19 protein-coding genes are annotated in these 23,681 nt (G+C 68.6%); 12 read left to right on the forward strand and 7 right to left on the reverse strand.

Annotation, left to right across the window (positions count from 1 at the left end):
* The first annotated feature begins 175 nt into the window (after positions 1-175).
* The 8 genes from ILT43_RS12810 (at position 176) to ILT43_RS12845 (ending at position 9,478) form a co-directional block, all read left to right on the forward strand.
* Positions 176-868, forward strand: coding sequence for an FCD domain-containing protein (locus ILT43_RS12810; protein WP_204199352.1), 693 nt, complete (start codon positions 176-178; stop codon positions 866-868).
* 91 nt (positions 869-959) lie between these two features.
* Entirely contained in the window at positions 960-2,366 is a 1,407-nt protein-coding gene (locus ILT43_RS12815; protein WP_204199353.1) for an amidohydrolase family protein, read from the forward strand.
* Positions 2,363-3,712 (forward strand): MFS transporter, encoded by a 1,350-nt coding sequence (locus ILT43_RS12820; protein WP_204199354.1) that lies wholly within the window; start codon positions 2,363-2,365, stop codon positions 3,710-3,712. Before ILT43_RS12815 ends, ILT43_RS12820 begins: the two co-directional genes overlap by 4 nt.
* Positions 3,709-4,140 (forward strand): c-type cytochrome, encoded by a 432-nt coding sequence (locus tag ILT43_RS12825; protein ID WP_204199355.1) that lies wholly within the window; start codon positions 3,709-3,711, stop codon positions 4,138-4,140. Before ILT43_RS12820 ends, ILT43_RS12825 begins: the two co-directional genes overlap by 4 nt.
* Positions 4,137-5,372 carry an iron-containing alcohol dehydrogenase gene (locus ILT43_RS12830; RefSeq protein ID WP_204199356.1) on the forward strand — a complete coding sequence of 412 codons (1,236 nt, stop codon included), beginning with the start codon at positions 4,137-4,139 and terminating at the stop codon, positions 5,370-5,372. The genes ILT43_RS12825 and ILT43_RS12830 overlap by 4 nt, the downstream gene beginning before the upstream one ends.
* A 16-nt stretch (positions 5,373-5,388) precedes the next feature.
* Entirely contained in the window at positions 5,389-6,873 is a 1,485-nt protein-coding gene (locus tag ILT43_RS12835) for an NAD-dependent succinate-semialdehyde dehydrogenase (protein ID WP_204199357.1), read from the forward strand.
* 5 nt (positions 6,874-6,878) lie between these two features.
* The gene (locus tag ILT43_RS12840) at positions 6,879-9,029 is read left to right on the forward strand and encodes an outer membrane protein assembly factor BamB family protein (RefSeq protein WP_204199358.1); all 2,151 of its coding nucleotides are present in this window, start codon (positions 6,879-6,881) and stop codon (positions 9,027-9,029) included.
* Positions 9,029-9,478, forward strand: coding sequence for a c-type cytochrome (locus ILT43_RS12845; protein WP_204199359.1), 450 nt, complete (start codon positions 9,029-9,031; stop codon positions 9,476-9,478). Before ILT43_RS12840 ends, ILT43_RS12845 begins: the two co-directional genes overlap by 1 nt.
* Before the next feature lie 171 nt (positions 9,479-9,649).
* Here ILT43_RS12845 and ILT43_RS12850 read toward each other — a convergent pair whose 3' ends face one another.
* A complete protein-coding gene (locus tag ILT43_RS12850) occupies positions 9,650-10,471 on the reverse strand; it encodes a class I SAM-dependent methyltransferase (protein ID WP_425530304.1) in 822 nt (273 codons plus the stop codon).
* Between the two features lie 82 nt (positions 10,472-10,553).
* On the opposite strand from ILT43_RS12850, the gene yghU reads away from it, so the two are divergent.
* From yghU to ILT43_RS12870, 4 genes are all read left to right on the forward strand, one after another.
* Entirely contained in the window at positions 10,554-11,405 is an 852-nt protein-coding gene (gene yghU, locus ILT43_RS12855; protein ID WP_204199361.1) for a glutathione-dependent disulfide-bond oxidoreductase, read from the forward strand.
* Between the two features lie 198 nt (positions 11,406-11,603).
* Positions 11,604-12,347, forward strand: coding sequence for a hypothetical protein (locus ILT43_RS12860; RefSeq protein ID WP_204199362.1), 744 nt, complete (start codon positions 11,604-11,606; stop codon positions 12,345-12,347).
* Positions 12,348-12,445: 98 nt separating this feature from the next.
* Positions 12,446-14,830 (forward strand): TonB-dependent receptor, encoded by a 2,385-nt coding sequence (locus tag ILT43_RS12865; protein WP_204199363.1) that lies wholly within the window; start codon positions 12,446-12,448, stop codon positions 14,828-14,830.
* 2 nt (positions 14,831-14,832) lie between these two features.
* The gene (locus tag ILT43_RS12870; RefSeq protein ID WP_204199364.1) at positions 14,833-16,155 is read left to right on the forward strand and encodes an alkaline phosphatase family protein; all 1,323 of its coding nucleotides are present in this window, start codon (positions 14,833-14,835) and stop codon (positions 16,153-16,155) included.
* 440 nt (positions 16,156-16,595) lie between these two features.
* On the opposite strand, the gene ILT43_RS12875 is transcribed toward ILT43_RS12870, so the two are convergent.
* From ILT43_RS12875 to ILT43_RS12900, 6 genes are all read right to left on the reverse strand, one after another.
* Positions 16,596-17,402 carry an SGNH/GDSL hydrolase family protein gene (locus tag ILT43_RS12875; RefSeq protein ID WP_425530305.1) on the reverse strand — a complete coding sequence of 269 codons (807 nt, stop codon included), beginning with the start codon at positions 17,400-17,402 and terminating at the stop codon, positions 16,596-16,598.
* A gap of 39 nt (positions 17,403-17,441) precedes the next feature.
* Positions 17,442-18,746 carry a histidinol dehydrogenase gene (gene hisD / locus ILT43_RS12880; protein WP_204199366.1) on the reverse strand — a complete coding sequence of 435 codons (1,305 nt, stop codon included), beginning with the start codon at positions 18,744-18,746 and terminating at the stop codon, positions 17,442-17,444.
* Positions 18,743-19,402, reverse strand: coding sequence for an ATP phosphoribosyltransferase (gene hisG / locus ILT43_RS12885; protein ID WP_204199367.1), 660 nt, complete (start codon positions 19,400-19,402; stop codon positions 18,743-18,745). Before hisG ends, hisD begins: the two co-directional genes overlap by 4 nt.
* Before the next feature lie 174 nt (positions 19,403-19,576).
* A complete protein-coding gene (locus ILT43_RS12890) occupies positions 19,577-20,236 on the reverse strand; it encodes a response regulator (protein ID WP_204199368.1) in 660 nt (219 codons plus the stop codon).
* The gene (locus ILT43_RS12895; protein ID WP_204199369.1) at positions 20,233-21,633 is read right to left on the reverse strand and encodes a DUF4118 domain-containing protein; all 1,401 of its coding nucleotides are present in this window, start codon (positions 21,631-21,633) and stop codon (positions 20,233-20,235) included. Before ILT43_RS12895 ends, ILT43_RS12890 begins: the two co-directional genes overlap by 4 nt.
* Before the next feature lie 32 nt (positions 21,634-21,665).
* Positions 21,666-23,567: a potassium transporter Kup gene (locus tag ILT43_RS12900; protein ID WP_204199370.1), complete on the reverse strand. Its 1,902-nt coding sequence runs from the start codon at positions 23,565-23,567 to the stop codon at positions 21,666-21,668.
* Positions 23,568-23,681: the final 114 nt, after the last annotated feature.

A 23,681-nucleotide genomic window follows, 5' to 3' on the forward strand; every position in this document is an offset into this window, starting at 1 on the left:
TTTCGCCTGCCGTAACCGGAACGGGAGCGATAGAATATTGTATTCGTTCGCAGGTAACGTTCCCACCCCACAAGCAAAATCCGCTTACTTCAAAAGCCAAAAACCTATATGATTTCACGAACTCGAACCGGGTGGTGATCCCTTGGCTGTGCGGCAGATTGAACAAACTATCCCGGTGCCGGCCCGCACGCGTGCGGCGAAGCCGGTGCCCGGCCCGACGATGGTCGAGCGCGCGTACGAATATCTGCTGACGCAATTGATGAGCCTGTCGATCGCGCCGGGGGAGCGGATCGCGATCGACACCGTCGCGCGGCAGCTGGGCATTTCGCAGACCCCCGTGCGGGAGGCGATGAGCCAGCTGGAGGCGGAGAAGCTGGTCTTCAAGATGCCGAACGTCGGCTATCGCGCCAGCCCCCAGATGACGCGCGACGAGGTGCGCGACCTGTACACGCTGCGCCAGTTGATCGAGCCCTATGCCGCGGCGCGCGCGGCGGAGGCGATGACGGATGCCTCGATCGCGATTCTGGAGGCGATCGATCGCGACATGTCGAGCGTGGTGGCGGGCGACGCGCGCGCCTATTCGCGGTTCGCCGAGGCGGACGCCAAGCTGCACCGCCTGATCGCGACCGGCAGCGGCAATCGCCTGATCGAGGAAGCGATCGACCGGCTGCACGCGCATCTGCATATCTTCCGCGCGCTGTATGCGACGAACGCACCCAACGAGGCGGCGGAGGAGCACCGCAAGATCATCGACGCGCTGGTCGCGCACGATCCCGCGGCGGCCGAGCAAGCCGTCCGCTATCATCTGGAGCGGTCGCAGATGCGGATGGATCGCGTGCTGGCGGAAACCACGCCGACCACGGACTGATCTCCACCGCGGATGGACGTTACGCCCGCTTGACAGCCTCCGCGACGCTGCCTAACCAGATCATATAGGATATGACATGGAGAGGTAAGCGATGCGGCGGATTCGCCCAAGTCGCCGGGTATACACAGCGATCCGCCTCGGTGCGGCGATCTCGACGATGTGCCTGAGCGGGGGAGCCTTTGCCGAAACCGTCGTCCTCGACCATTTCACGCTGATCGACGGCACCGGCCGCGCCCCGGTGGCGGATCAGGCGCTGGTGATGACGGACGGTCGCATCACCTGGGTAGGGCCGTCGGGCCGGCGACCGGCCGCGGCCAAGTCCGCCACCAGCGAGGACCTGCGCGGCAAATACCTGATGCCGGGCATCATCGACAGCCACGTGCACCTGGGGCTGGTGAACGGCGTCGACCAGAACTTCACCAAATACTATGACCGCGCCAATATCGAGGCGCAGCTTCGCCTGTACGCGGCCTACGGCGTGACGTCGGTCTACACGCTGGGCACCGACGGCGACACGATCCACGACGTCATCGCCGACCAGCGGCGGATCGGCCGGGTCGAGATGGCGCGCGCCTATACCGCCGGGCGCGGCGTGGTGTTCAAGGGCAGCTATGGCGGCGTGCCCGGTCTGGACCAGTCGGTCGCGACCCCCGCGGAAGCGACCGCGATGGTCGAGCGCGAGACGGCCAAGGGCGACGACTTCGTCAAACTGTGGATGGACGACGAGTTCGGCACCATTGCGGAGCGCATGCCCTATCCGGTCAGCACCGCCGTCATCGCCGCCGCGCACAAGGCCGACAAAAAGGCGGCGGCGCACATCTTCTATTACGACAACGCCGCGGAACTGACGCGCGAGGGCGTCGACGTGTTCATGCATCAGGTACGCGACCGCGTCGCGGATGCGCCGCTGATCGCGGCGATGAAGGCGCGTGGTACGTGGCAGCTGGCGTCGACGCTGAGCCGCGAAGCCAGCTTCACGTACACGCTGCTACCGTTCGTGGACGATCCGTTCTTCTCGCGTGGGGTCGCACCGTCGACCGTCGCGACGCTGAAAAGCGACGAGCGGCAGCAGCGGCTCGCCGCGTCGCCGACCTTCCCGAAGTATCCGAAGGTGCTGACCAACGCGATGGCGAGCTTCGCGGCGGAGGCGAAAGCGGGCGTCAAGTACGGGATGGGCACCGACAGCGGGCCGACCGCGCGATTCCCCGGCTATTTCGCCCATTGGGAAATGGAGCTGATGGTCAAGGCGGGCGTGACCCCGTTGCAGGCGATCACCGCCGCGACCGGGACCAACGCCAGCTTCCTGGGCTCGAACGAGGCGGGCACGGTGCAGAAGGGCAAATGGGCCGATCTGCTCGTGCTCGACCGCGATCCCGTTGCCGACATCCGCAACACGCGGGCGATCTCCTCCGTCTATATCGCCGGGCGCAAGGTGCCGACCATCTGGCAGACCTGCGTCGGCCGGGCGGCGGATGCCTGCGGAGCCGCGAAGCCGTGAGCGTCGCGGGGGCGGGCATCACCGACACGATCGTGCCGTCGGCGGCCGTTCCCCGCGTCGGCGACGGTGCTGCATCGGTGCGGCCGACGCGCGTGCGGCATGTCGTGTTGTGGCTGACCGTCCTCGCCTACCTCATCACCTATATGGACCGGGTCGTCATCGCGACCGCGGCACCGTCGATCCAGAAGGAGTTCGGCTTCTCGCTGGTGACGATGGGGTGGATCTTCGCGTCGTTCCAATTCGCCTATGCCTTTTTCCAGATCCCGGGCGGCTGGCTGGGCGACCGGTTCGGGCCGCGCCGCGCGCTGACCGGCGTGGTGCTCTGGTGGTCGACCTTCACTGCCGCGACCGCGCTGACGTTTTCGGCCGGGTCGATGATGGTGTGCCGGTTCCTGTTCGGGATGGGCGAGGCGGGGGCGTTCCCGATCGCCACGCGCTCGCTGTCGCGGTGGATGCTGCCGGCGGAGCGCGGATGGGCACAGGGCCTGACGCATGCCGGCGCGCGGCTGGGCGGGGCGGTGACGCCGGTGTTCGTCGCCCTGCTGATCGTCGATTTCGGCTGGCGCATGCCGTTCCTGCTGTTCGCGGTGGTCGGTATCGCGTGGGCGCTGCTGTGGTTCTGGTACTATCGCGACACGCCGCGCACGCACCGGTCGGTCAATGCCGCCGAGTGCGCGATGATCGAGGACGCGCTGGGTAGCGGACCCGCGCGCGCGAAGGTGCCGTGGCGTCGCCTGCTCGCCAATCCCCAGCTCTGGCTGCTGTCGGCGATGTATTTCTGCTACGCCTATTGCATCAACATCTTCCTGACGTGGTTTCCGAAATACCTCCACGACACGCGCGGGTTCGACATCGCGGTGATGGGATTGTTCGCCAGCATGCCGCTGATGGCGGGCGTGCTCGGTGATCTCGCCGGAGGGTGGACGTCCGACCTGCTGGTCAAGCGCGGGGCCGGGCTGAAGCTGGCGCGCCGGGTGATCGCGGTGATCGGGTTCCTGACCGCGGCGGCGATGATCCCGCTGGCCGCGGCCCTCGACGCGCCGATCCCCAGCATCGCGTGTTTCTGCGTCGCGCTGTTCGGGCTGGAGCTGACGGTCGGCGTGTCCTGGGCGGTGACGCTGGATATCGGCGGCGAGTTCGCCGGATCGGTGTCCGCGGTCATGAACACGCTGGGCAATCTGGGCGCGGCGATCGCCGCCGCGGTCACCGGCTATATCGTGACGATGAGCGGCTGGTTCCCCGCCTTCATGGTGCTGGCGGTGCTGTGCCTGATCGCCGCCATCCTGTTCCTGTGGATCGACGCCTCGCGCCGGCTTTACGTGCCCGAGGAGGTCGTCGCCGCATGACGCGTTTCCACAACGGTCGATCGATGGTCGGAATGTTCGCCGTCGCGGGCGGTATCGCCGTCGTCGCGATCGCTGCTGGCGGCGGCGTGGCGACGAACGCCGCGCCGCTGCCCGCCGCCGATCCGGTCAAGGGCAAGACGGTGTTCGCGCGCTGCGCCGGGTGTCATTCGCTGGCCCCGACCGGCGTCAGCGGCATCGGTCCCAACCTCGTCGGCGTCGTCGGACGGCGGGCGGGATCGTTGCCGACCTATCGCTATTCCCCCGCCATGAAAGCCGCCGGGCTGAAATGGGACGAGGCCAACCTCTCCCGCTTCCTCAGCGGCCCCACGAAGACGGTGCCCGGCACGAAGATGATGGCCGCGCCGATCGCCAATCCACAGGACCGCGCCAACGTGATCGCCTACCTCAAGACCGGCAGCGCCCGGTGACCGACATCGCTCCCATGTTCGGCGCGCTGCGCCTGCCCCGCAGCATCCTGTTCGGCCGCGGGCAGCGCGCGGCGCTGGGCTCCGCCACCGCCCGCGTCGGTCGGCGCGCGCTGATCTGTACCGACGAGCGGCAGGCGGCGCAGCCCGAGTTCGCGGCGATGGTCGACGACCTGACCGCGCACGGCGTCGAGACGCGGGTATTCGACGGCACGATCCCCGACCTGCCGCTGCGCTCGATCGATGCGTGCGTCGCGCAGGGCAGCGGCTACGGGGCCGACGTGGTGATCGGCATCGGCGGCGGCAGTTCGCTCGATCTGGCGAAGGTCGTCGCGGTGCTGCTGACCCACGGCGGCAGCGTGCGCGACTATTACGGCGAGTTCGCGGTGCCCGGCCCGGTGATCCCGCTGGTCGCGGTGCCGACGACCTCCGGCACCGGATCGGAAGCGACGCCGGTCGCGGTCGTCGCCGACGAGGAACGCGGCGCGAAGGTCGGCATCGCCAGCCCCCACCTGATCGCGCAGATCGCGATCTGCGACCCCGAGCTGACCGTCACCTGCCCGCCGGGTCTGACCGCCTTTTCGGGGGCGGACGCGCTGACGCATGCGGTGGAGGCGTACACGACGCTGGCCCGCCCGGTCGACGCGATGTTGACCGAGGAGCATGTGTTCGTCGGCAAGAACATGCTGTCGGATCATTTCGCCAAATTGGCGGTGACCAACATCTTCCGGTATCTGGAGCGTGCGTTCGTCGACGGCAGCGACATGGAAGCGCGTGAGGGCGTGATGCTCGCCTCGCTCGCCGCCGGTTGCGCGTTCGGGACCGCCGGGACCGCTGCGGCGCACGCGTTGCAATATCCGGTCGGCAATCTGACGCACACCGCGCATGGGCAGGGCGTCGCGACGCTGCTGCCGTTCGTGATGCAGTTCAATCGCCCCGCCTGCACGGACGGCTTTGCGGAGCTGGCGGAGCTGGTCGGGATCGGTGGCGCGACCGCCGCCGATCGCTCGCAGTCCTTCATCGAAGCGGTGGCGGAGCTGTTCGCGAAGATCGAAATCCCGCCGTCGCTCGAGGCGCTGGGCCTGCGCGCGGACCAGCAGGATTACGTCGCCGAATATTCGCTGAACGCCGCGCGTCTGATCAAGAACAACCCCCGGCCGCTCGACCTGGCGGCGATGCAGACCATCACGCGCGCGGCGTTCGCCGGCGACCGGGCCTCCCTCCATGCTGCTTGAACGACAAGGCAACGACATGACCGGCACCACCTATACCCCGCCGCCTGCGCATGGTCGCGACGGACCGTTCGCGATCCCCACCGGCCTGCTGATCGGCGAACAGTGGATGGAGGCGGCGAGCGGCGCGCGGATCGACGTCGACGATCCGGCGAACGGCAGCATCCTGACGAGCGTCGCGGACGGCGACATCGCGGAGGGGATCGCCGCGGTCGATGCCGCGGCGGCGGCGGCGGCCGATTGGGCGGCGACCGCTCCACGCAAGCGCGCCGACATCCTGCTCGCCTGTTTCCACGCGATGATGGCCGAGCAGGAGTGGCTGGCGCAGTTGATCTCGCTGGAGAACGGCAAGGCGCTGAGCGATGCGCGGGGCGAGGTCGCCTATGCGGCCGAATTCTTCCGCTGGTATGCGGAGGAGGCGGTGCGCATCAACGGCGAACTCGGCATCTCCCCGTCGGGCGGTAACCGCATCCTCGTCCAGTATCAGCCGATCGGCGTATCGCTGCTGATTACGCCCTGGAATTTCCCGGCCGCGATGGCGACGCGCAAGATCGCGCCGGCGCTGGCGGCGGGGTGCACCTGCATCCTGAAACCGGCGGCGGAGACGCCGCTGACGGCGCTCGCGGTGGCGGAGATCATGCGCCGCGCGGGCGTGCCGGCGGGCGTCGTGAACGTGGTCAACACCAGCAAGCCCGGCCCGGTGTGCAGTGCGATCCTGCACGATCCGCGCGTGCGCAAGCTGTCCTTCACCGGATCGACGCAGGTCGGCCGCCTGCTGCTGCGCGAGGCGGCGGATTCGGTCGTCAGTTCGTCGATGGAACTGGGCGGCAATGCACCGTTCATCGTGCTCGACGATGCCGATCTGGACGCGGCGGTCGAGGGCGCGATGATCGCCAAGATGCGCAATGCGGGCGAGGCCTGCACCGCCGCCAACCGCTTCTACGTACAGCGCGGTATCCACGACGCGTTCGTCGCCAAGCTGGTCGAGAAAATGGGCGCGATGAAGGTCGGTCCGGGCATCGAGGCGGCGACGCAATGCGGCGCGATGATCAACCGCAAGGCCGTGGACAAGATCGTGTGGCTGGTCGGCGACGCGGTCGGGAAGGGTGCCGAGGTGCGGCTGGGCGGGCAGGCGATCGAGGGTGACGGCTATTTCTATCCGCCGTCGGTGATCGCCAATGTTCAGCCCGGCTCCGAAATCCTCGATAACGAGGTGTTCGGCCCGGTTGCGGCGGTGATTCCGTTCGACGATCCGGAAGAGGCGATCGCGCTGGCCAACGCCACCGAATACGGGCTGGCCGCGTACGTCTATTCCGAGAATTTGAAGACCGCGCTGAAGATCGCCGACCGCATCGAATGCGGCATGGTCGCGGTCAATCGCGGGCTGGTGTCCGATGCCGCCGCCCCGTTCGGCGGCGTCAAGCAAAGCGGGCTGGGCCGCGAGGGATCGCATCACGGCCTGATCGAATATTGCGAGGCGAAGTACATCGCCGTGAGCTGGTGAGCACCATGTCCGATATCTCCCGCCGTCACCTGTTGAGCGGCACCGCCGCGTCCGTGTTCGTCATGACGCTCGGCGCGCGGGCGGGTGCAGCGGTGCAGGCGACGGCGGCCTCGCTGCCCGACACAGAGTGGCGTCACTATGCGGCGGATGTGGCGAACACGCGCTATTCGCCGCTGGACCAGATCAACGCCGCCAATTTCGGCGATCTGGAAATCGCTTGGAGCGTGAAGACCGACGTGTTCGGCGCGCGCAAGGAGTACCAATTCGAACCGACGCCGCTGCTGGTCAAGGGACGGCTGTTCCTGCCGGCGGGATCGCGACGCGACTGCATCGCGCTGGATGCGGCGAGCGGCGAGCTGTTGTGGATGCACCGGCTGGACGAGGGACAGCGCGCGCTGAACTCGCCGCGGCAATTGTCCGGGCATGGCTGCTCCTACTGGACGGACGGCGTCAAGGAACGCGTGCTGTACGTGACGACGGGGTACCAACTCGTCTCGCTGGACGCGGCGACGGGGGTTCCCGACCCCGAATTCGGTGTGAACGGCATCGTCGACCTGAAGAAGGATTTCGATCAGGAACTCGATCTGGAAACCGCCGACGTCGGGCTGCACGCGACGCCGCTGGTCGCCCGCGACACGGTGGTGGTCGGGGCTGCGCACACTGCGGGCGACGTGCCGGCGGTGCGCAAGAACGTGAAGGGCTATGTCCGCGGATTCGACGTGCGGACCGGCAAGCGGAAGTGGATCTTCCACACCATCCCGAAAAAGGGCGAGTATGGCTACGACAGCTGGCTGAACGGCGATGCGGACGAGGCCGGCAACGGCGGCGTCTGGGCGGAGATGTCGGCGGACGAGCAGCTCGGGCTGGTCTACATTCCCGTCGAACTGCCGACCGGTGACGAGATGGGCATGTTCCGCCGCGGCAATGCGCTGTTCGGCGAATCGATCGTCGCACTCGACCTGGAAACGGGTGTGCGCCGCTGGCATTATCAGCTCGTCCATCACGGCCTGTGGGACCGCGACATTCCCTGCGCACCGATCCTGTGCGACATCCCGGTCAAGGGCCGCATTGTCAAGGCGCTGGCCCAGCCCACCAAGCAGGCGTTCCTCTACGTCCTGAACCGCGAGACGGGGAAACCGATCTGGCCGATCGTCGAGCGCAAGGTGGAGGCGGGCGATGTGCCCGGCGAATGGTATGCGCCGACGCAGCCCTTCCCCAGCAAGCCGCCCGCCTACGACATGCAGGGCGTGACGATCGATGACCTGATCGACTTCACGCCAGAGCTGCGCGCCGAGGCGGTAGAAATGGTGAAGTCGTACAAGATCGGCCCGCTCTACACGCCGCCCGTGGTCAGCAAGCCGGGCCGCTGGGGGACGATCACCAATCCCGGTATCCAGGGCGGGACCAACTGGCCCGGTGGCTGCTACGATCCCGAAACGCACACCGTCTACGTCTATTCGAAGACGCAACCGTCGGTGGTCGGGATCGTCCCGAACACCGATATGAACGTATCCGAATTCCCGCAGGTGCACGGGATCGCGGGATCGGGCGTGCGGCCGCAGACCGCGATGGGCGCGCCGATGCCCGCCGGTGCGCGGCCACCGGGTGCACCGCCGGCCGCTGCTGGTGCCCCTCCGGGTACGGCCAACACCGGCGCACCGCCGGTCGCGCCACCGCCGGGTGGCGCGCCGGGCGGGGTGCAGGCGCCGCCGCCGGGGTATCTGGCGGTACAGGGCCTGCCGCTGCTCAAGCCCCCCTATGGGCGGATCACCGCGATCGACCTGACCAAGGGCGACATCGCGTGGCAGGTGGCGCACGGGGAGACGCCGGACAACGTCCGCAACCACCCCAAGCTGAAGGGGCTGAAGATCCCGCGCACCGGTCGCGCCGGCAACCTCGGCCCGCTGGTGACCAAGACGCTGGTGATCTGTGGCGAGGCAGGGTTCTACACCAACGAATACGGCGTGCGCGGCGCGATGCTGCGCGCGTACGACAAGGCCACCGGGGAGGAGAAGGGCGCGGTGTACATGTCCGCCCCGCAAAGCGGCTCACCGATGACCTATCGACTTGCGAACAAACAATATATCGTCGTCGCGATTGGTGGCGGCAACTACAGTGCCGAGCTGGTCGCGTATCGGCTTCCGGGAGTAGCGTGATGACCATGATCGACAAGACTCGCGGCCTGTGGCTGCTCGCCGCGGCGACCACGATGTTCGGGGCCGCCGTCGTCGCCAATGCGCAGGCGAGCGAACGCAGCGTGTGGAGCGGCGTCTACACCGCCGAACAGGCGACGCGCGGCAAGGCCGCCTATGCGGCGAACTGCGCCGCATGCCACGGCGACTCGCTCTCGGGGATCGACGTCGCGCCGGCGCTGACGGGCAGCGGCTTCCTGAACAACTGGAACAACACGTCGGCGGGCGACCTGCTCGGGCGCATCCAGACGACGATGCCGCTGAACGCGCCGGGCAGCCTGAGCGGCAAGACCGTCGCCGATATCGAGGCGTATATCTTCCAGTCGAACGGTTTCCCGGCGGGGGAACTCGCGCTGCCGCCGAGCCAGCCGATGGCGGCGGGGATCAAGATCGGGGCGAAGCCGGCGGGCTGAGACGGGGCGGGCTCGGAAGGCCTGACGTCCTCGCGCTTCTCCCTCCCCTTCAGGGGAGGGACGGGGTGGGGTGGAGCCTTGGCGGGTCGCCCGCGGCGAAGCCCTCCCCCAGCCCCTCCCCAAGGGAAGGGGAGCAAGGGTCTTCTTCTGAAGGGGAGGGCGTGAAAACCGCTACTTCGCCTTGACGAACCGCAGCGTCATGCGGTCGCTTTCGCCGATCGCGACGTATCTGGCGCGGTCGGTGTCGCCCAGCCGCAGCGTCGGCGGCAGCGTCCACACGCCGTCCGGCCAGGCATGCGTATCGCGCGGGTTGGCGTTGACCTTGCTCTCGCCGGCCAGCCTGAAGCCCGCATCCTGTGCCAGCTTCACGATCGTCGACCGCTTCAGATAGCCGCTCTTCATCTCCGCCGCCGAGTCCATGCCCTCTGGCAGGCGGTGGTCGACCACGCCCAGCGTGCCGCCGGGCTTCAGCATGCGGTGGAACGCCTTGAACGCGTTCGGTGCGGCCTGTCCGCCCTGCATGATCAAATTGTGGACGTTTCGGAACGTCAGCACGGTGTCGACCGATCCGTCCGGCACGGTCGACGTTCCAGCGGCCACGTCCAGCGCCGCTGCCGTCGCGCCCTTGTACCGGGTACCGCCGCCGGCGAGCAGCTTCGTCAGCCCCTCCTGCCCCTTCTGGCCGGTGAGGCCGATATAGTGGCCGCGCGCCGACAGCATGGGTGCGAGGATTTCGGTGTACCAGCCGCCACCCGGCTGGAACTCGACCACGGTCTGGCCCGGAGTGACACCGAAGAACGCCAGCGTCTGCGCCGGGTGGCGGTATTTGTCGCGGGCGCGGTTGGCGGCGCTGCGCTCCGGCGCGGCGATCGCGGCCATCATCGCGGGATCGGTGCGCTTCGCCACCGCCTGCGCGCCCAGCGGCGTCGTTCCGGCGACCAGCAAGCCACCCATTCCCGCAACGGCAAATGCCGCCAGACCGTGCTTCAGCATCATTCTCTCCCGCCGCTTCCTTGAGGGCGGGGGTGGTGGACCATAGATTACGCCCGGTCGCAACTGTTGCGAAGGAGCCCCAATGACGGATACCAGCTACGAGCCGCCCAAGGTCTGGACCTGGAACCGCGAGGCCGGTGGCCGCTTCGCCAGCATCAACCGTCCGATCGCGGGGCCAACGCACGACAAGGACCTGCCCGTCGGCAAACATCCGCTGCAATTATACTCGCTCGCCACGCCAAACGGTCAGAAGGCGACGATCCTGCTGGAGGAATTGCTGGAGGCGGGCCACACCGGCGCGGAGTACGACGCGTGGCTGATCCGCATCATGGATGGCGACCAGTTCGGCAGCGGCTTCGTCTCCGCCAATCCCAATTCCAAGATCCCGGCGCTGGTCGATCATAGCGGCGAGAAGCCGGTGCGCGTCTTCGAGTCCGGATCGATCCTCGTCTACCTCGCGGAGAAGTTCGGCGCGTTTCTGCCCGCGGACCGCGCCGCCCGTGCGGAGACGCTGTCGTGGCTGTTCTGGCAGATGGGGGCCGGGCCGCTGCTGGGCGGCGGCTTCGGGCATTTCTACGCCTATGCGCCGGTGAAAATCGAATATGCGATCGACCGCTATGCGATGGAGGTGAAGCGCCAGCTCGACGTGCTGAACCGCCGGCTCGGCGAGGTGCCGTACGTCGCGGGCGACGAGTACACGATCGCCGATATCGCGATCTGGCCGTGGTACGGGGCGCTGGTGCAGAACAAGGTCTACGAGGCGGCGGAGTTCCTGTCGGCGCACGAATACGGCAACGTCGTCGCCTGGGCCGAGCGCATCGGGGAACGGCCGGCGGTGAAGCGAGGGCGGATCGTCAACCGAATCATGGGCGATCCCGCGGAACAGCTCCACGAACGCCACGACGCGAGCGATTTCGAGGGCAAGCTGGCCTGATTCGAATCTTTCCCGGCACGGGGAGGGGGACCAGCGAAGCTGGTGGAGGGGCAGCCGCGGGCCTGTCGCTTGTGGCCGCCCCTCCGTCACGCCTGCGGCGCGCCACCTGCCCGCGCCGGGAGGATTGAGCGTCGGTCCGCATCCCTCGGCACCCAACCCCATTGCGACCGCGTTCGCCACATCCTAGGGCGATCGGCGATGGCATCGGGTTACCGCGTCTCGCCCGGTCGGCGTCGGCCCGCCTCGCTGATCCTGGCGCTGGTGGCGCATGTCCTCATCATCCTCGCGCTGTTCTGGGCCGCGCCGAAGCCGCCGCCGCTGCGAGAGGTCGATCCCGATCCCAAGACCTTCAGCCTCTATCCCGCGCCCAACGATGTGACGCGGCCCACCCCCCAGAAGAGCGTCGCGCGGTCCACCAGCGCCGCGCGCAAGGCGCCTGCAGCGGCTCCGGTCGGCCCGGCCGTAGTACCGCCACCGCCGCCGATCCCGGCCCCCGTGCCGCTGAAGATGCTGCCCGGAGGCATGGAGCTGTTCGACGCCGCCGACATCGGCAAGATGGGCGACAAGGGGGATACCGGCACCGAAACCGCAGGAACCGGCAAGGGCAGCGGCAAGGTCTATGGCCCCGGCGACGGGCCGGGCGGCGAGCAATTGTACGACGTCGACTGGTACCGCCGGCCGACCCAGGCCGAGCTCGACGGCTATCTGCCCAACGGCGCGCCGGCGGGCAGCTATGCAATCATCGCCTGTCGCATGATCGAGGATTACCACGTCGAGAATTGCCGCCAGGTGGCCGAGTCTCCGGTCGGCTCGGGCTTGGCGCGGGCGATGCGGCTGGCGGCGTGGCAATTCCGCGTGCTGCCCCCGCGCGAGGGTAACCGCAAGATCCTGGGCGGCTGGGTCCGGATCAAGATCAGCTTTGGTGAGCTGCCGATGAAGTAGGGCGTCACGCATCCGTCACGGATGCGTCACGACCCGGTCACCGGATGGGAACATGGCCCCGCTCACCGGGAAGCATATCCGTCCAAGGGGCCAAGACCATGATCGCCAAGTTTCTGATGCTCGCGGGCGTCGCGCCTGCGGCGTTGTTCGCGCAGGCTGCCGTTGCACAGGAGATGTCCGTGCAGGCTGCCGCTGCGGTTCCTGCCGCCACCGACACGTCGCCGGCCGTTCGAGCGCCCGACGATCAGGCCACTCCCGATCAGGCGGGCGGCGACATCGTCGTGCTCGGCTTCGGCCAGAGCCGTCAGGTCCAGACCGTCACCGCCAGCGATCTCGAGCGGCTGACGCCCGGCACGTCGCCGCTGAAGGCGATCGCCAAGCTGCCCGGCGTCAACTTCCAGTCGTCGGACGCGTTCGGCGCGTATGAATGGTCGACGCGGATCAGCCTGCGCGGGTTCAACCAGAACCAGCTCGGCTTCACGCTGGATGGCGTGCCGCTGGGCGACATGAGCTACGGCAACGTCAACGGCCTGCACGTCAGCCGCGCGATCATCTCCGAAAACCTTGCCAGCACCACGGTCGCGCAGGGCGCCGGCTCGATCGGCACCGCGTCGACCAGCAACCTCGGCGGCACGCTCCAGTTCGTCAGTCGCACGCCGTCCAACGCGTTCGATATCGTCGGTTCCGGCACGTACGGCAGCGACGACACCTATCGCGCCTTCGTCCGCGTCGATTCGGGCGACCTCGGCGACGGGCTGAAGGGGTATCTGAGCTATGGTTTTCTTCAGACCGACAAGTGGAAGGGATACGGCAACCAGCGCCAGCACCAGGCGAACGGCAAGGTCGTCAAGGACATCGCCGGGCTGGGCAGCATCACCGCCTTCCTGAACTTCTCCGACCGGCGCGAGACCGATTATCAGGATCTGAGCCTCGACATCATCCGTCGTCGCGGCCTGAACAACGACAATATCGGCGACAATTACCCGCTCGCGCTGCAACTCGGGCAGATCTACGCCAACCAGACCGTGCGCGCCGGCAGCGGTGCCGCGCCCTTGCCCTACCCGTCGGCGGGACTCGCGTTCCCGTCGGGGATCGGCACGATCGACGACGTGTATTACGATGCGGGCGGCCTGCGCCGCGACTGGCTGGGCGGCGTGACCTTCGACGCGAAGCTGTCGCCGGAATTGTCGGTCGTCTCGACCAGCTATTATCACAAGAATAAGGGGCAGGGGTCGTGGATCACGCCCTATGTCGGCACCCCCGCGGGCGCGCCGGACGGCAATGGCGGCACGCTCACCACGGCATCGCCGCTGTCGTTCCGCACCACCGAATACGGCATCGACCGCGCCGGCAACCTGACCCGCTTCGCGTACGAGACGGGAGCCAACCGGCTGGAGCTGGGCGGCTGGGTCGAAAGCAACACGTTCGTGCAGGCGCGCCGCTTCTACGGCATGACCAGCGCCGCGACGCCCAATCGCGAGACGCTCGAATTCCAGAAGGACCCGTTCGCCACCCAGTGGGACGGCAAGTACGACACCTTCACGTTGCAATATTACATCGCCGATACGCTGACGCTGGGCGACCTGACGTTGAACGGCGGGTGGAAGGGGATGCGCGTCCAGAACCGCGCGAACCTGACGACCGGTACGCTGGTCGCGGGTGAGATCCAGTCGAAGGACTGGTTCCTGCCTCAGGTCGGCGCGGTGTTCCGCCTGGGCGGCGGTGCGGAGGTGTTCGCGAGCTACACGGAGAACATGCGCGCGTTCGTGTCGTCCGCGACGACGGGGCCGTTCGCGATCACGCAGGTCGGGTTCAACGCGATCCGCACGACGCTGAAGCCCGAGACGTCGAAGACCGCGGAGGGTGGCGTGCGCCTGCGCACCGGCGGGCTGCAATTGTCGGCGGTCGGCTATTATGTCGACTTCTCCGACCGGCTGCTGACCTTCGCCAACGGGGCTGGGATCATCGGCAACCCGCCCACGCTGAACAATGCGGGCAGCGTCGAAAGCTATGGCGCGGAACTGTCCGCTTATTACCGGATCGCCGGCGGCTTTTCCGCCTTCGCCAGCTATTCGTACAACAAGGCGACGTATCAGGACGATGTCCGCAACGTCGCCGGCGCGGTGCTGACCGCGACCGAGGGCAAGACCGTGGTCGACACGCCGGAGCATATGGCGAAGGGCGAACTGGTGTTCGACAATGGCAGCTTCTTCGCGCGCGCCGGTGCGGATTACATGTCGAAGCGGTACTTCACCTACCTGAACGATCAGTCGGTCGGTGCGCGCGTGCTGGTCGATGCCAGCATCGGCTATCGCTTCCCCGCGCTGGGTGGGCTGGCGATCGAGGGCAGCGTGACCAACCTGACCGACAAGGAGTATATCTCCACGGTCGGCTCCAACGGGTACGGGGCGAGCGGCGACAACCAGACGCTGCTGGCGGGTGCGCCGCGCCAGTTCTTCGTCTCCCTACGCAAGGGGTTCTGACGATGCTGCGGCGTCTCCTGTTCGTGGCGGCGGCGCTGCTGACGACCGGCGAGGCTTCGGCCTCGTCGGTGCTGCTGATCTCGCTCGACGGTTTGCGCTCCGCCGACGTGGCGCAGGCGAAGGCGCGAGGTATGAAATTGCCCGCGCTGACCGCGCTCGCGGCGGAGGGTGCGTCGGCGGAGGGGGTGATCGGCGTGCTGCCGACGCTGACCTATCCCAGCCACACCACGCTCGTCACCGGCGTCTCGCCCGCGAAGCACGGCGTGTCGAACAACCTGACCTTCGATCCCGACGCGAAGAACCAGACCGGCTGGTACTGGTATGCCAGCGACGTGCGCGTGCCGACGCTGTGGGCGGCGGCGCATGCGAAGGGGCTGACGACCGCCAACGTTCACTGGCCGGTCACGGTCGGTGCGCCCGGTATCGACGCGAACCTGCCGCAGATCTGGCGCACCGGCACCGCCGACGATCCCAAGCTGCTCGCGGCGCTGGCGACGCCGGGGCTGTTGCCCGAACTGGAGAAGGCGGTTGGCACGTCCTATGCGCAGGGCATCGACGAAAGCGTCGAGGGGGACGCCAACCGCGTCCGCTTCGCCGCCGCGCTGATCGCGGCGCGCAAGCCAGCCTTCACCACCGTCTACCTCGCCGGGATCGACCACGAGGAACATCGCAGTGGCCCCGGCTCTGCTGCTGCCAATGCCGCGATTGAACAGACCGATAAGCTGGTCGGCCAACTCGTCGCCGCGGCGCGCAAGGCGATGCCGGACGTGACGATCGTGCTGGTGTCCGATCACGGGTTCCAGCCGATCGCGACCGACATCAACCTGTTCAAGCCGTTCCTCGACGCCGGGCTGATCACGCTCGGTGCGGACGGAAAGCCGACCGCATGGGAGGCGATGCCCTGGCTCGCGGGCGGCACCGCAGCGGTACGGCTGGCGCGACCGGACGACGCCGCGCTGGTGGCGAAGGTCGCGGGCGTGCTGGCGAAGACGGCGGCGGATTCCGCCTACCACATCGCCGCGGTCATGGATCGCAGCGCGGTGGCGAAGGCGGGCGGCGCGAGCGAGGCGAGTTTCTTCGTCGCGCTCCAGCCCGGCTACGAGACGGGGCGCGATCCGGCCGCGCCGATTGTAAGGCCTGCCGCATACAAGGGCATGCACGGCTATGTCCCGAGCGATCCGGCGATGCGGTCGACGCTGATCGTGGCGGGGCCGGGGATCCGGCACGGTGGCCTGGGCGTGGTCGACATGCGCGCCATCGCACCGTCGATCGCGCGGGTGCTGGGCGTGACCCTGCCGGACGCGGAGGTGAAGCCGGTGTTTTGAGGGGGCTGCCTGCTGCCGTCATTGCGAGTGCAGCGAAGCAATCCCGTCCGGCGCTCGCGGCTCTGGATTGCCGCGTCGCTCCGCTCCTCGCAATGACGGGTTGGGGTGTGGGTCGGCATGCTCGCGTCACGCGGTATGTTCTCATTACCGCACCGCCCCGGCGAAGGCCGGGGTCCAGTATCGGCGAAGTTGGAGAGACTCACGGCCTTGGCGGCAACTGGACCCCGGCCTTCGCCGGGGTGGATCATAGAGGGGGCTGAGCGGATACGCGGTTGCGCTGTCAGACATCCGTGCTCTCGCGAAGGCGGGAGCTCACCGCTTGGTTCCGCAGGCGTAGACCCGTCCGGCTCACTGGGTCCCCGCCTTCGCGGGGACACGACGGGTTGGGCTATCGCGGGATGCCCGGCATGCCGACCGCCGGCTTCAAGTGGCCTCGTCCCCTATCGCGTCGCGCGGGCGATCGCGGCGAGGGCGACCGGGCGCATCGCCGCGTAGCCGGCCTCGGTCGGATGCACGCCGTCGCTGGCAAGCCCCGGCTTCATCGCGCCGGCCGTGGTCGCGAGGACGGGGTGATAGTCGACCCACTGAAATCCGTTCGCCGCCGCATACCCCTTCGCCCACGCGTTGATCGCGGCGATCTGCGGCGTGGGTTGCTTGTCCTTCGCCCAGGGGAATGCGGCGGCGGGGGGGACGGAGGCGATGACGACGCGGATGCCGTTCGCCTTGGCCAGTTCGGCCATGCTGCGGATGTTGCCGGTGACGGTCGCCATCGTCGCGGCGCCGGTGTTGCCCGCGATGTCGTTGGTGCCGGCCATGATGTGCACCGCTTTCGGGTGAAGGTCGATCACATCCTGCCGAAAGCGGACCAGCATCTGCGGTGTCGTCTGCCCGCCGATGCCGCGTCCGACGACGCCGTTCTGGAACAACGCCGGGTCCTTCTGCGCCCAACCCTCGGTGATCGAATCACCGAGGAACACGATCCGCACCGGCGTCTTCGCCGCGATCAGGCGCGCGTCGTCGGCGGCGTAGCGGCACAGACCGCCGAAATCGCGCGTCGCGAGGTGCAGCCGCCACGCCGCCTTGGTCTTGTCGTCGATCGGCGCGGGGTGGAACACGCAGGGTTTCTCGACGATGCCGACCGGATCGGCGGCATAGTCGTCGTCCGGCACCACCACCTGCGCGCAGAGCGGCGACATCAGCGGCATGCCCAGCATGAGCAGCAGGGCGGCGACACGGCGACGAAACATCATGCTCTCCTCGTGTATCAGTTTTCCGGCCGGTAAATCTCAGTTTTCAGGTCGGTTCAGGCGCAACCGCAGCGCGACCGAGCGGGCGTGCGCGGGCAGCCCCTCCGCCTCCGCCAGCGCCACCGTCGCAGGGCCGAGTTCCGCGAGCGCACTCTCGTCCAGCCCCAGGAAGCTGGTGCGCTTCATGAAGTCCAGCACCGACAGCCCGCTCGCGAAGCGCGCGCGGCGGCCGGTCGGCAATACGTGGTTCGGCCCCGCGACGTAATCACCGATCGCCTCCGGCGTGTGGCGACCGAGGAATACCGATCCGGCATGGCGCACGCGGTCGAACAGCGCCTGCGGATCGTCGACCGCCAGTTGCAGATGCTCGGGTGCCAGGCGATCGACCAGCGGCAGCGCCTCGTCCAGATCGCGGACCACGATGATCGCGCCGTTCGCCTCCCACGCAGTCCGCGCCACGATTTCGGTCACCAGTGTCGTCAGTTGCGCCTCGACCGCAGCGGCGACGCGGTCGGCGAAGGCGGCGTCGTCGGTGAACAGGATCGACTGCGTCGTCACGTCATGTTCGGCCTGGCTGAGCAGGTCGGCGGCGATCCACTCCGGGTCGTTCGCATCATCGGCGACGACGACGATTTCAGAAGGACCGGCGACCATGTCGATGCCGACAACACCGTAGAGCTGGCGCTTGGCCTCCGCGACCCAGGCGTTGCCGGGACCGGTCACCACGTCCACCGGCGCGATCGGTCCCGCGCCGTAGGCGAGCGCGGCGACGCCCTGCGCACCGCCGACGCGGAACACCTCGTCCACGCCCGACAGGTGCGCGGCGGCGAGGACCAGCGGATTGACCTCTCCGTTCGGGGTCGGAGTGACCATCGCCAGCCGCTTGACGCCCGCGACCTTGGCCGGGATCGCATTCATCAGCAGCGACGACGGATAGGCCGCGCGTCCTCCCGGCACGTACAGCCCCGCAGCATCGACGGGCGACCAGCGCGCACCGAGCCGGACGCCGACCGCATCGACATAGTCGCTGTCCACCGGCCGCTGACGCTCGTGATAGGCGCGGATGCGCGCGGCGGCGAGGTCGAGCGCGGCACGCAGGCCCGGCTCCAGCCCCTCATAGGCCGCGGCGCAGGTCGCGGCGTCGATCCGCCAGCCGGTTTGCGCCAGATCGTGACGGTCGAATTGCAGCGTCAACGCGGCGACGGCGTCCGCCCCCTCCGCCTTCACGCGCGCCAGCATCGCGGTCACGTCGCGGGTCACGTCGGCGGCGGACTCGCGCCGCCCCTCGACCAGGGCGTCGAACGCCTCCGCGAAGCCGGGTTCGGTCGTGTCGAGCCGGATCATGCGGCCATCGCCCCGGCGACGGCGCGGCGGAACGCCTCGACCAGGGGCACCACGTCGGGCCGCGTCTTCATCGCCGCGCGGTTGACGACGAGGCGGCTGGTCACGTCCATGATGCGTTCGACCTCGACCAGCCCGTTTTCCTTCAGCGTGCGGCCGGACGACACCAGATCGACGATCCGCGGCGCGAGGCCGAGCGTGGGGGCGAGTTCCATCGCGCCGTTCAGCTTCACGCACTCCGCCTGCACGCCGCGGCGTGCGAAATGGGCGGCCGTGACGTGCGGGTATTTGGTCGCGACGCGAACATGGCTCCACCCGCGCGGATCGTCACGCTCGGCCATCGCGACCGGCTCCGCGACCGACAGGCGGCAATGGCCGATGCCAAGATCGACGGGCGCATAGAGTTCCGAATAGTCGAACTCGGCGAGCACGTCCGATCCGACCACGCCCAGTTGCGCTGCGCCGTGCGCGACGAAGGTCGCGACGTCGAACGCGCGGACGCGAATGAGTTCGATTTCGGGCACATCGGTGGCGAAGCGCAGCGCACGGCTGTCCTCGTCGGCGAAGGCGGCTTCGGGACGGATGCCGGCGGCGGCGAGCAGCGGCAACGCCTCGCTCAGGATACGCCCCTTGGGCACGGCGATGATGAGGGGTTTCACGGACCGGGCCATACCGGTGCGCCGTCACGCGTGCAACGCGGGGGTTTTGCGACCGTTGTTGCCACTCCCTTCGTCACTCCAGCGAAAGCTGGGGTCTCCCGGTGAGGGGCTTCGTCCTCTCCTCAACGAGACCCCGGCTTTCGCTGGGGCGACGGAGAATAGGGGTCACGCCGCTCAGACCACCAGCCGGTATCCGATCCCCGGTTCGTTGCGGATCAGCACGGGCCGCGCCGGATCGTCCTCCAGCTTCACGCGCAGGGCCCGCGCAGCCACGCGCAGGTATGCGATGTCGGCGACATGCGCCGGACCCCAGATCACGGTTAGCAACTGGGCGTGCGTGACGATCCGCCCCGGATGCGCGGCCAGCATCGCCAGCAGGCCATATTCCTTGCGGGTCAGATGCACCTCCGCGCCCGCTTTGGTGACCGATCGCCGCTCGGTGTCGATGACGACATCGCCGGCGGTCACGGCGCGGGCCGGCTCGGCACCACGCCGGCGCAACGCCGCGCGCAGTCGGGCGAGCAGTTCGTCGCCATCGAACGGTTTCGTCACGTAATCGTCCGCACCGAGGTCGAGCGCGGCGACCTTCTCCGCCGCCGCCTCGCGCGCGGAGACGACCAGCACGGGCGCGGCACTGACCCGGCGGATATCGCTCAGCAACTCCATGCCGTCGCGGTCGGGCAGGCCGAGGTCGAGCAGCACCGCCTCCGCGCGCGCGACGAGCGGCATCGCCGACCGCGCGTCGCAGGCCTCCGCCACGTCGTACCCGCCGCGCGACAGGATCGCCGCCAGCAGCCGCCGGACATGCGGCTCGTCATCCACGATCAGGATCATGCCGACCGGAATGCCACGCTGAAGATCGCCCCGCCACCCGGCCGGTTGGTCGCGGTCACCGTCGCGCCGAACGCATCGGAAAAGGCGCGGACGATCGCGAGGCCGAGCCCGCTGCCGCCCTCGCGGTCCGAACCGGCGAAGCGGCGGAAACGGGTGAACACGTCGTCCTCATGCCCCGGCGGGATGCCCGGCCCGGTGTCCGCGACCGTCAGCACCGGACCTGCGACGGAGACAGCGATCGGGCCGGTCGAGAATTTGGCGGCATTGTCGATCAGGTTCAGCAGCACGTGGTGGAGCAGGCCGGGATCGGCGCGCACCAGCGGCGCGTCGGGGGCGATCGTCACCGACACCGTCCGCCCGCCAAGCAGCCCGGCGGCATCGTCCAGCACGCTGGCGACCGCATCGGTCAGGTCGACGGGCTCGATCGCGACCGCCACCGCACCGCCCTCGACCCGCGCCATGCCGAGCAGATTGTCGATCCTGCGTGCCAGCCGCTGCGCCTCCGCCACGATCGTCGCGCCACCTTGCAGCGCCTGACCCTCGCCCAGGATCACCGTCAGTGGCGTGCGCAGGTCGTGCCCGACCGAGGACAGCAACGCCGCACTGAGTTCGCTGCGCCGTCGCTCCTCGCGGATCGCCGCCTGTTGCTCCGAAAGGCGCAGGCGGCCGATCGTCTGCGCCGCCGCCGCGACCATGTTGCGCAGCAGCCCGCCGCGCCCCGTCGGTACCGGCGAGGCGCCGTCAGCGCGTGACAGTGCAATCAGCGCGACCCGCTCGCCGCCCGCGACCAGCGGCACGTACAGCCGGTCGGCAGCGTCGATCACGCCGCTGCCGCGCCCCGCCGCCTCGCCGTTCGCCAGGGCCCATTCGCCCGCCGCACGGTCGAGCGGCGCGGGGTCGGCGATGTCGGGTTCGCCGAGTGCCGCGGCGTCGACCGCGAAGGCCCCCGCTACCGCATCGATCAGCAGCGCCAGCGCCGCGCCGTGGTCGCCGGCATCGGTCAGCGCGCGTTCCAGTGCGGCCAGCCGCCGCTGGTCCGCCGCCAGCGCCTCCGCCGCCTCCCGCGCCGCGCGCAGGCGACCGGCGAGTTGGCTGACGGCGGCGGCGACCAGCAGCAGCACCAACGTCGTCGCGACATTGTCGGGATCGGCGATGCGCAGCGTGAAGCGCGGTTCGATCACGAAGAAGTTGAACGCGACCGCTCCGCTCCCCGCCGCGACGAGGCCGGCGACCAGTCCGCCCTGCGCCGCGGCGAGCATCACCGGCAGGATGAACAGCAAAGCCAGGCTGCCCGCGCCCAGATAGGGTGACAGGAGCAGCGCCACCCCCGCCACGGCGGCGACGGACGCCAGCGCGACGACGATACCGATCCGGTGGCTGGCGAGGGTGTCGGGCACGGACTCGTCCTGCCGTCCGGCGGTCGGCGCGTCTACACCTCGATGCGGCTGCCGAGTTCGACGACGCGGCCGGGCGGGATGCAGAAGAACTGCGTCGGGTCGGTCGCGTTCTTTTGCAGGAACAGGAAGATCACGTCCTGCCAGAACGGCATTCCCTGACCCTTCGCCGCACCGACGGAATTGCGGCCGATGAAGAACGACGTACCGCCCTTGTCCTTGGGCCAGCGCGGATCGCCGAGCAGGTCGGCCGGGATGTCGGGCACGTCCATATACCCGTAGGTCAGCGTCGCGCATTCGAACAGCTCGCCCAGCGGCGTCATCTCCAACCGCTCCGGCGGCGCGACATAGGGGGTGTCGGCGGTCCGGACCGTCAGCACGACGTTGTGCGCGTGCAGCACCTTGTTGTGCTTGAGATTGTGGAGCAGGGCCGCCGGCGCCTCATGCGTCTCGCGCGTCAGGAACACGGCGGTGCCCTCCACCCGCTCCGGTGGCCGGCGCCCCAGCGCGGCGGCGATCGCGGCGAGCGGAACGCTGTCGCCCGAGGTCCGCTCCGACACCAGCGCGCGTCCGCGTCGCCATGTCGCGATCACCAGCCCGACCAGCGCCGCGACCAGCAACGGCACCCAGCCGCCCTCGCTGACGCGCAGGATGTTCGCCCCGAAGAAGATCAGGTCGATCGCCAGCAACGGCACGATCAGCGCCAGCGCGGTCGCCAGCTTCCACTTCCACAGCCTCGTCACCACGATGAATGCCAGACAGGTGGTGATGACCATCGTTCCCGTCACGGCGATGCCATAAGCGGCGGCCATCGCCGACGAGCTCTGGAAGGCATGCACCAGATACAGCACGCCGATCAGCACCAGCCAGTTGATGAGCGGGATATAGATCTGCCCGGCATGATGCTGCGACGTCTGGCGGATCGCCATGCGCGGCAGCAGGCCCAGCGCGATCGCCTGCTGCGTCAGGCTGAACGCGCCGGTGATGACGGCCTGCGACGCGATGATCGTCGCCAGCGTGGCGAGTACGACCAGCGGCGCGCGCAATTGATCGGGGGCCATCAGGAAGAACCAGTCGGCGTTGGCGAACGGCTTGCCCGCCGCGGTCGCACCCTCCAGCGTCGCGAGCGCAAACGCGCCCTGTCCCAAATAGTTGAGCACCAGCGCCGGGAAGACCAGCGCGAACCAGCCGATGCGGATCGGCTGCGCGCCGAAATGGCCCATGTCGGCGGTCAACGCCTCCGCGCCGGTCACGGTCAGGAACACCGCGCCCAGCACGAACAGCCCGGCGGTGCCGTGCCCCGCGAGGAAAGTCGCCGCATGCCACGGGTTGAACGCCATCAGGATGCCGGGTCGGTCGAGAACGTGCCACGCCCCCAGCGCACCGATCGCGAGGAACCACAGGACGCAGACCGGCCCGAACACGCGCGCGACGCTGGCGGTCCCGCGCGACTGCACCGCGAACAACGCGATGAGGATCACGACGGTCATGCCCATGATCGCGGGCAGCGACAGCCCGCCCAGACCCGGCACCGTCTTCAGCCCCTCGACCGCGGACAGCACCGAAAGCGCCGGCGTGATGATCGCGTCGCCGTAGAACAGCGCCGCGCCCGCCGCGCCCAGCAGCAGCACCAGCCCGCCGCGCTGCGCCGTGCCCGATCGGCTGGCCAGCGCCATCAGCGACAGCACGCCGCCCTCCCCGTTGTTGTCGGCGCGCAGCAGGAACAGCACGTATTTGACGGTCACGATCAGGATCAGCGCCCACAGTGCCAGGCTGAGCACGCCGACGATCTCGGTCGCGTCGATGCCGCCCGCCGCCGACTGCGCCAACGCCTCGCGGAACGCATAGAGCGGGCTGGTGCCGATATCGCCGAACACGACGCCGATCGCACCGAGCGTCAGGGCGGCGGTGCGGCCGCGAGGGGAATGCTGATCCATCCTGCACCCGAAGCACGGGTCGCCGTAAAGCCGCGAGACGGATTGCAAGCCACCCGCGTAAAAATGTCGTAAAGTTCATTTGACTGCCCAGGCAATGGTAGCCAAGGCAACCAT

It is taken from the genome of Sphingomonas longa, from assembly GCF_016892685.1.
Classification (GTDB): domain Bacteria; phylum Pseudomonadota; class Alphaproteobacteria; order Sphingomonadales; family Sphingomonadaceae; genus Sphingomonas; species Sphingomonas longa.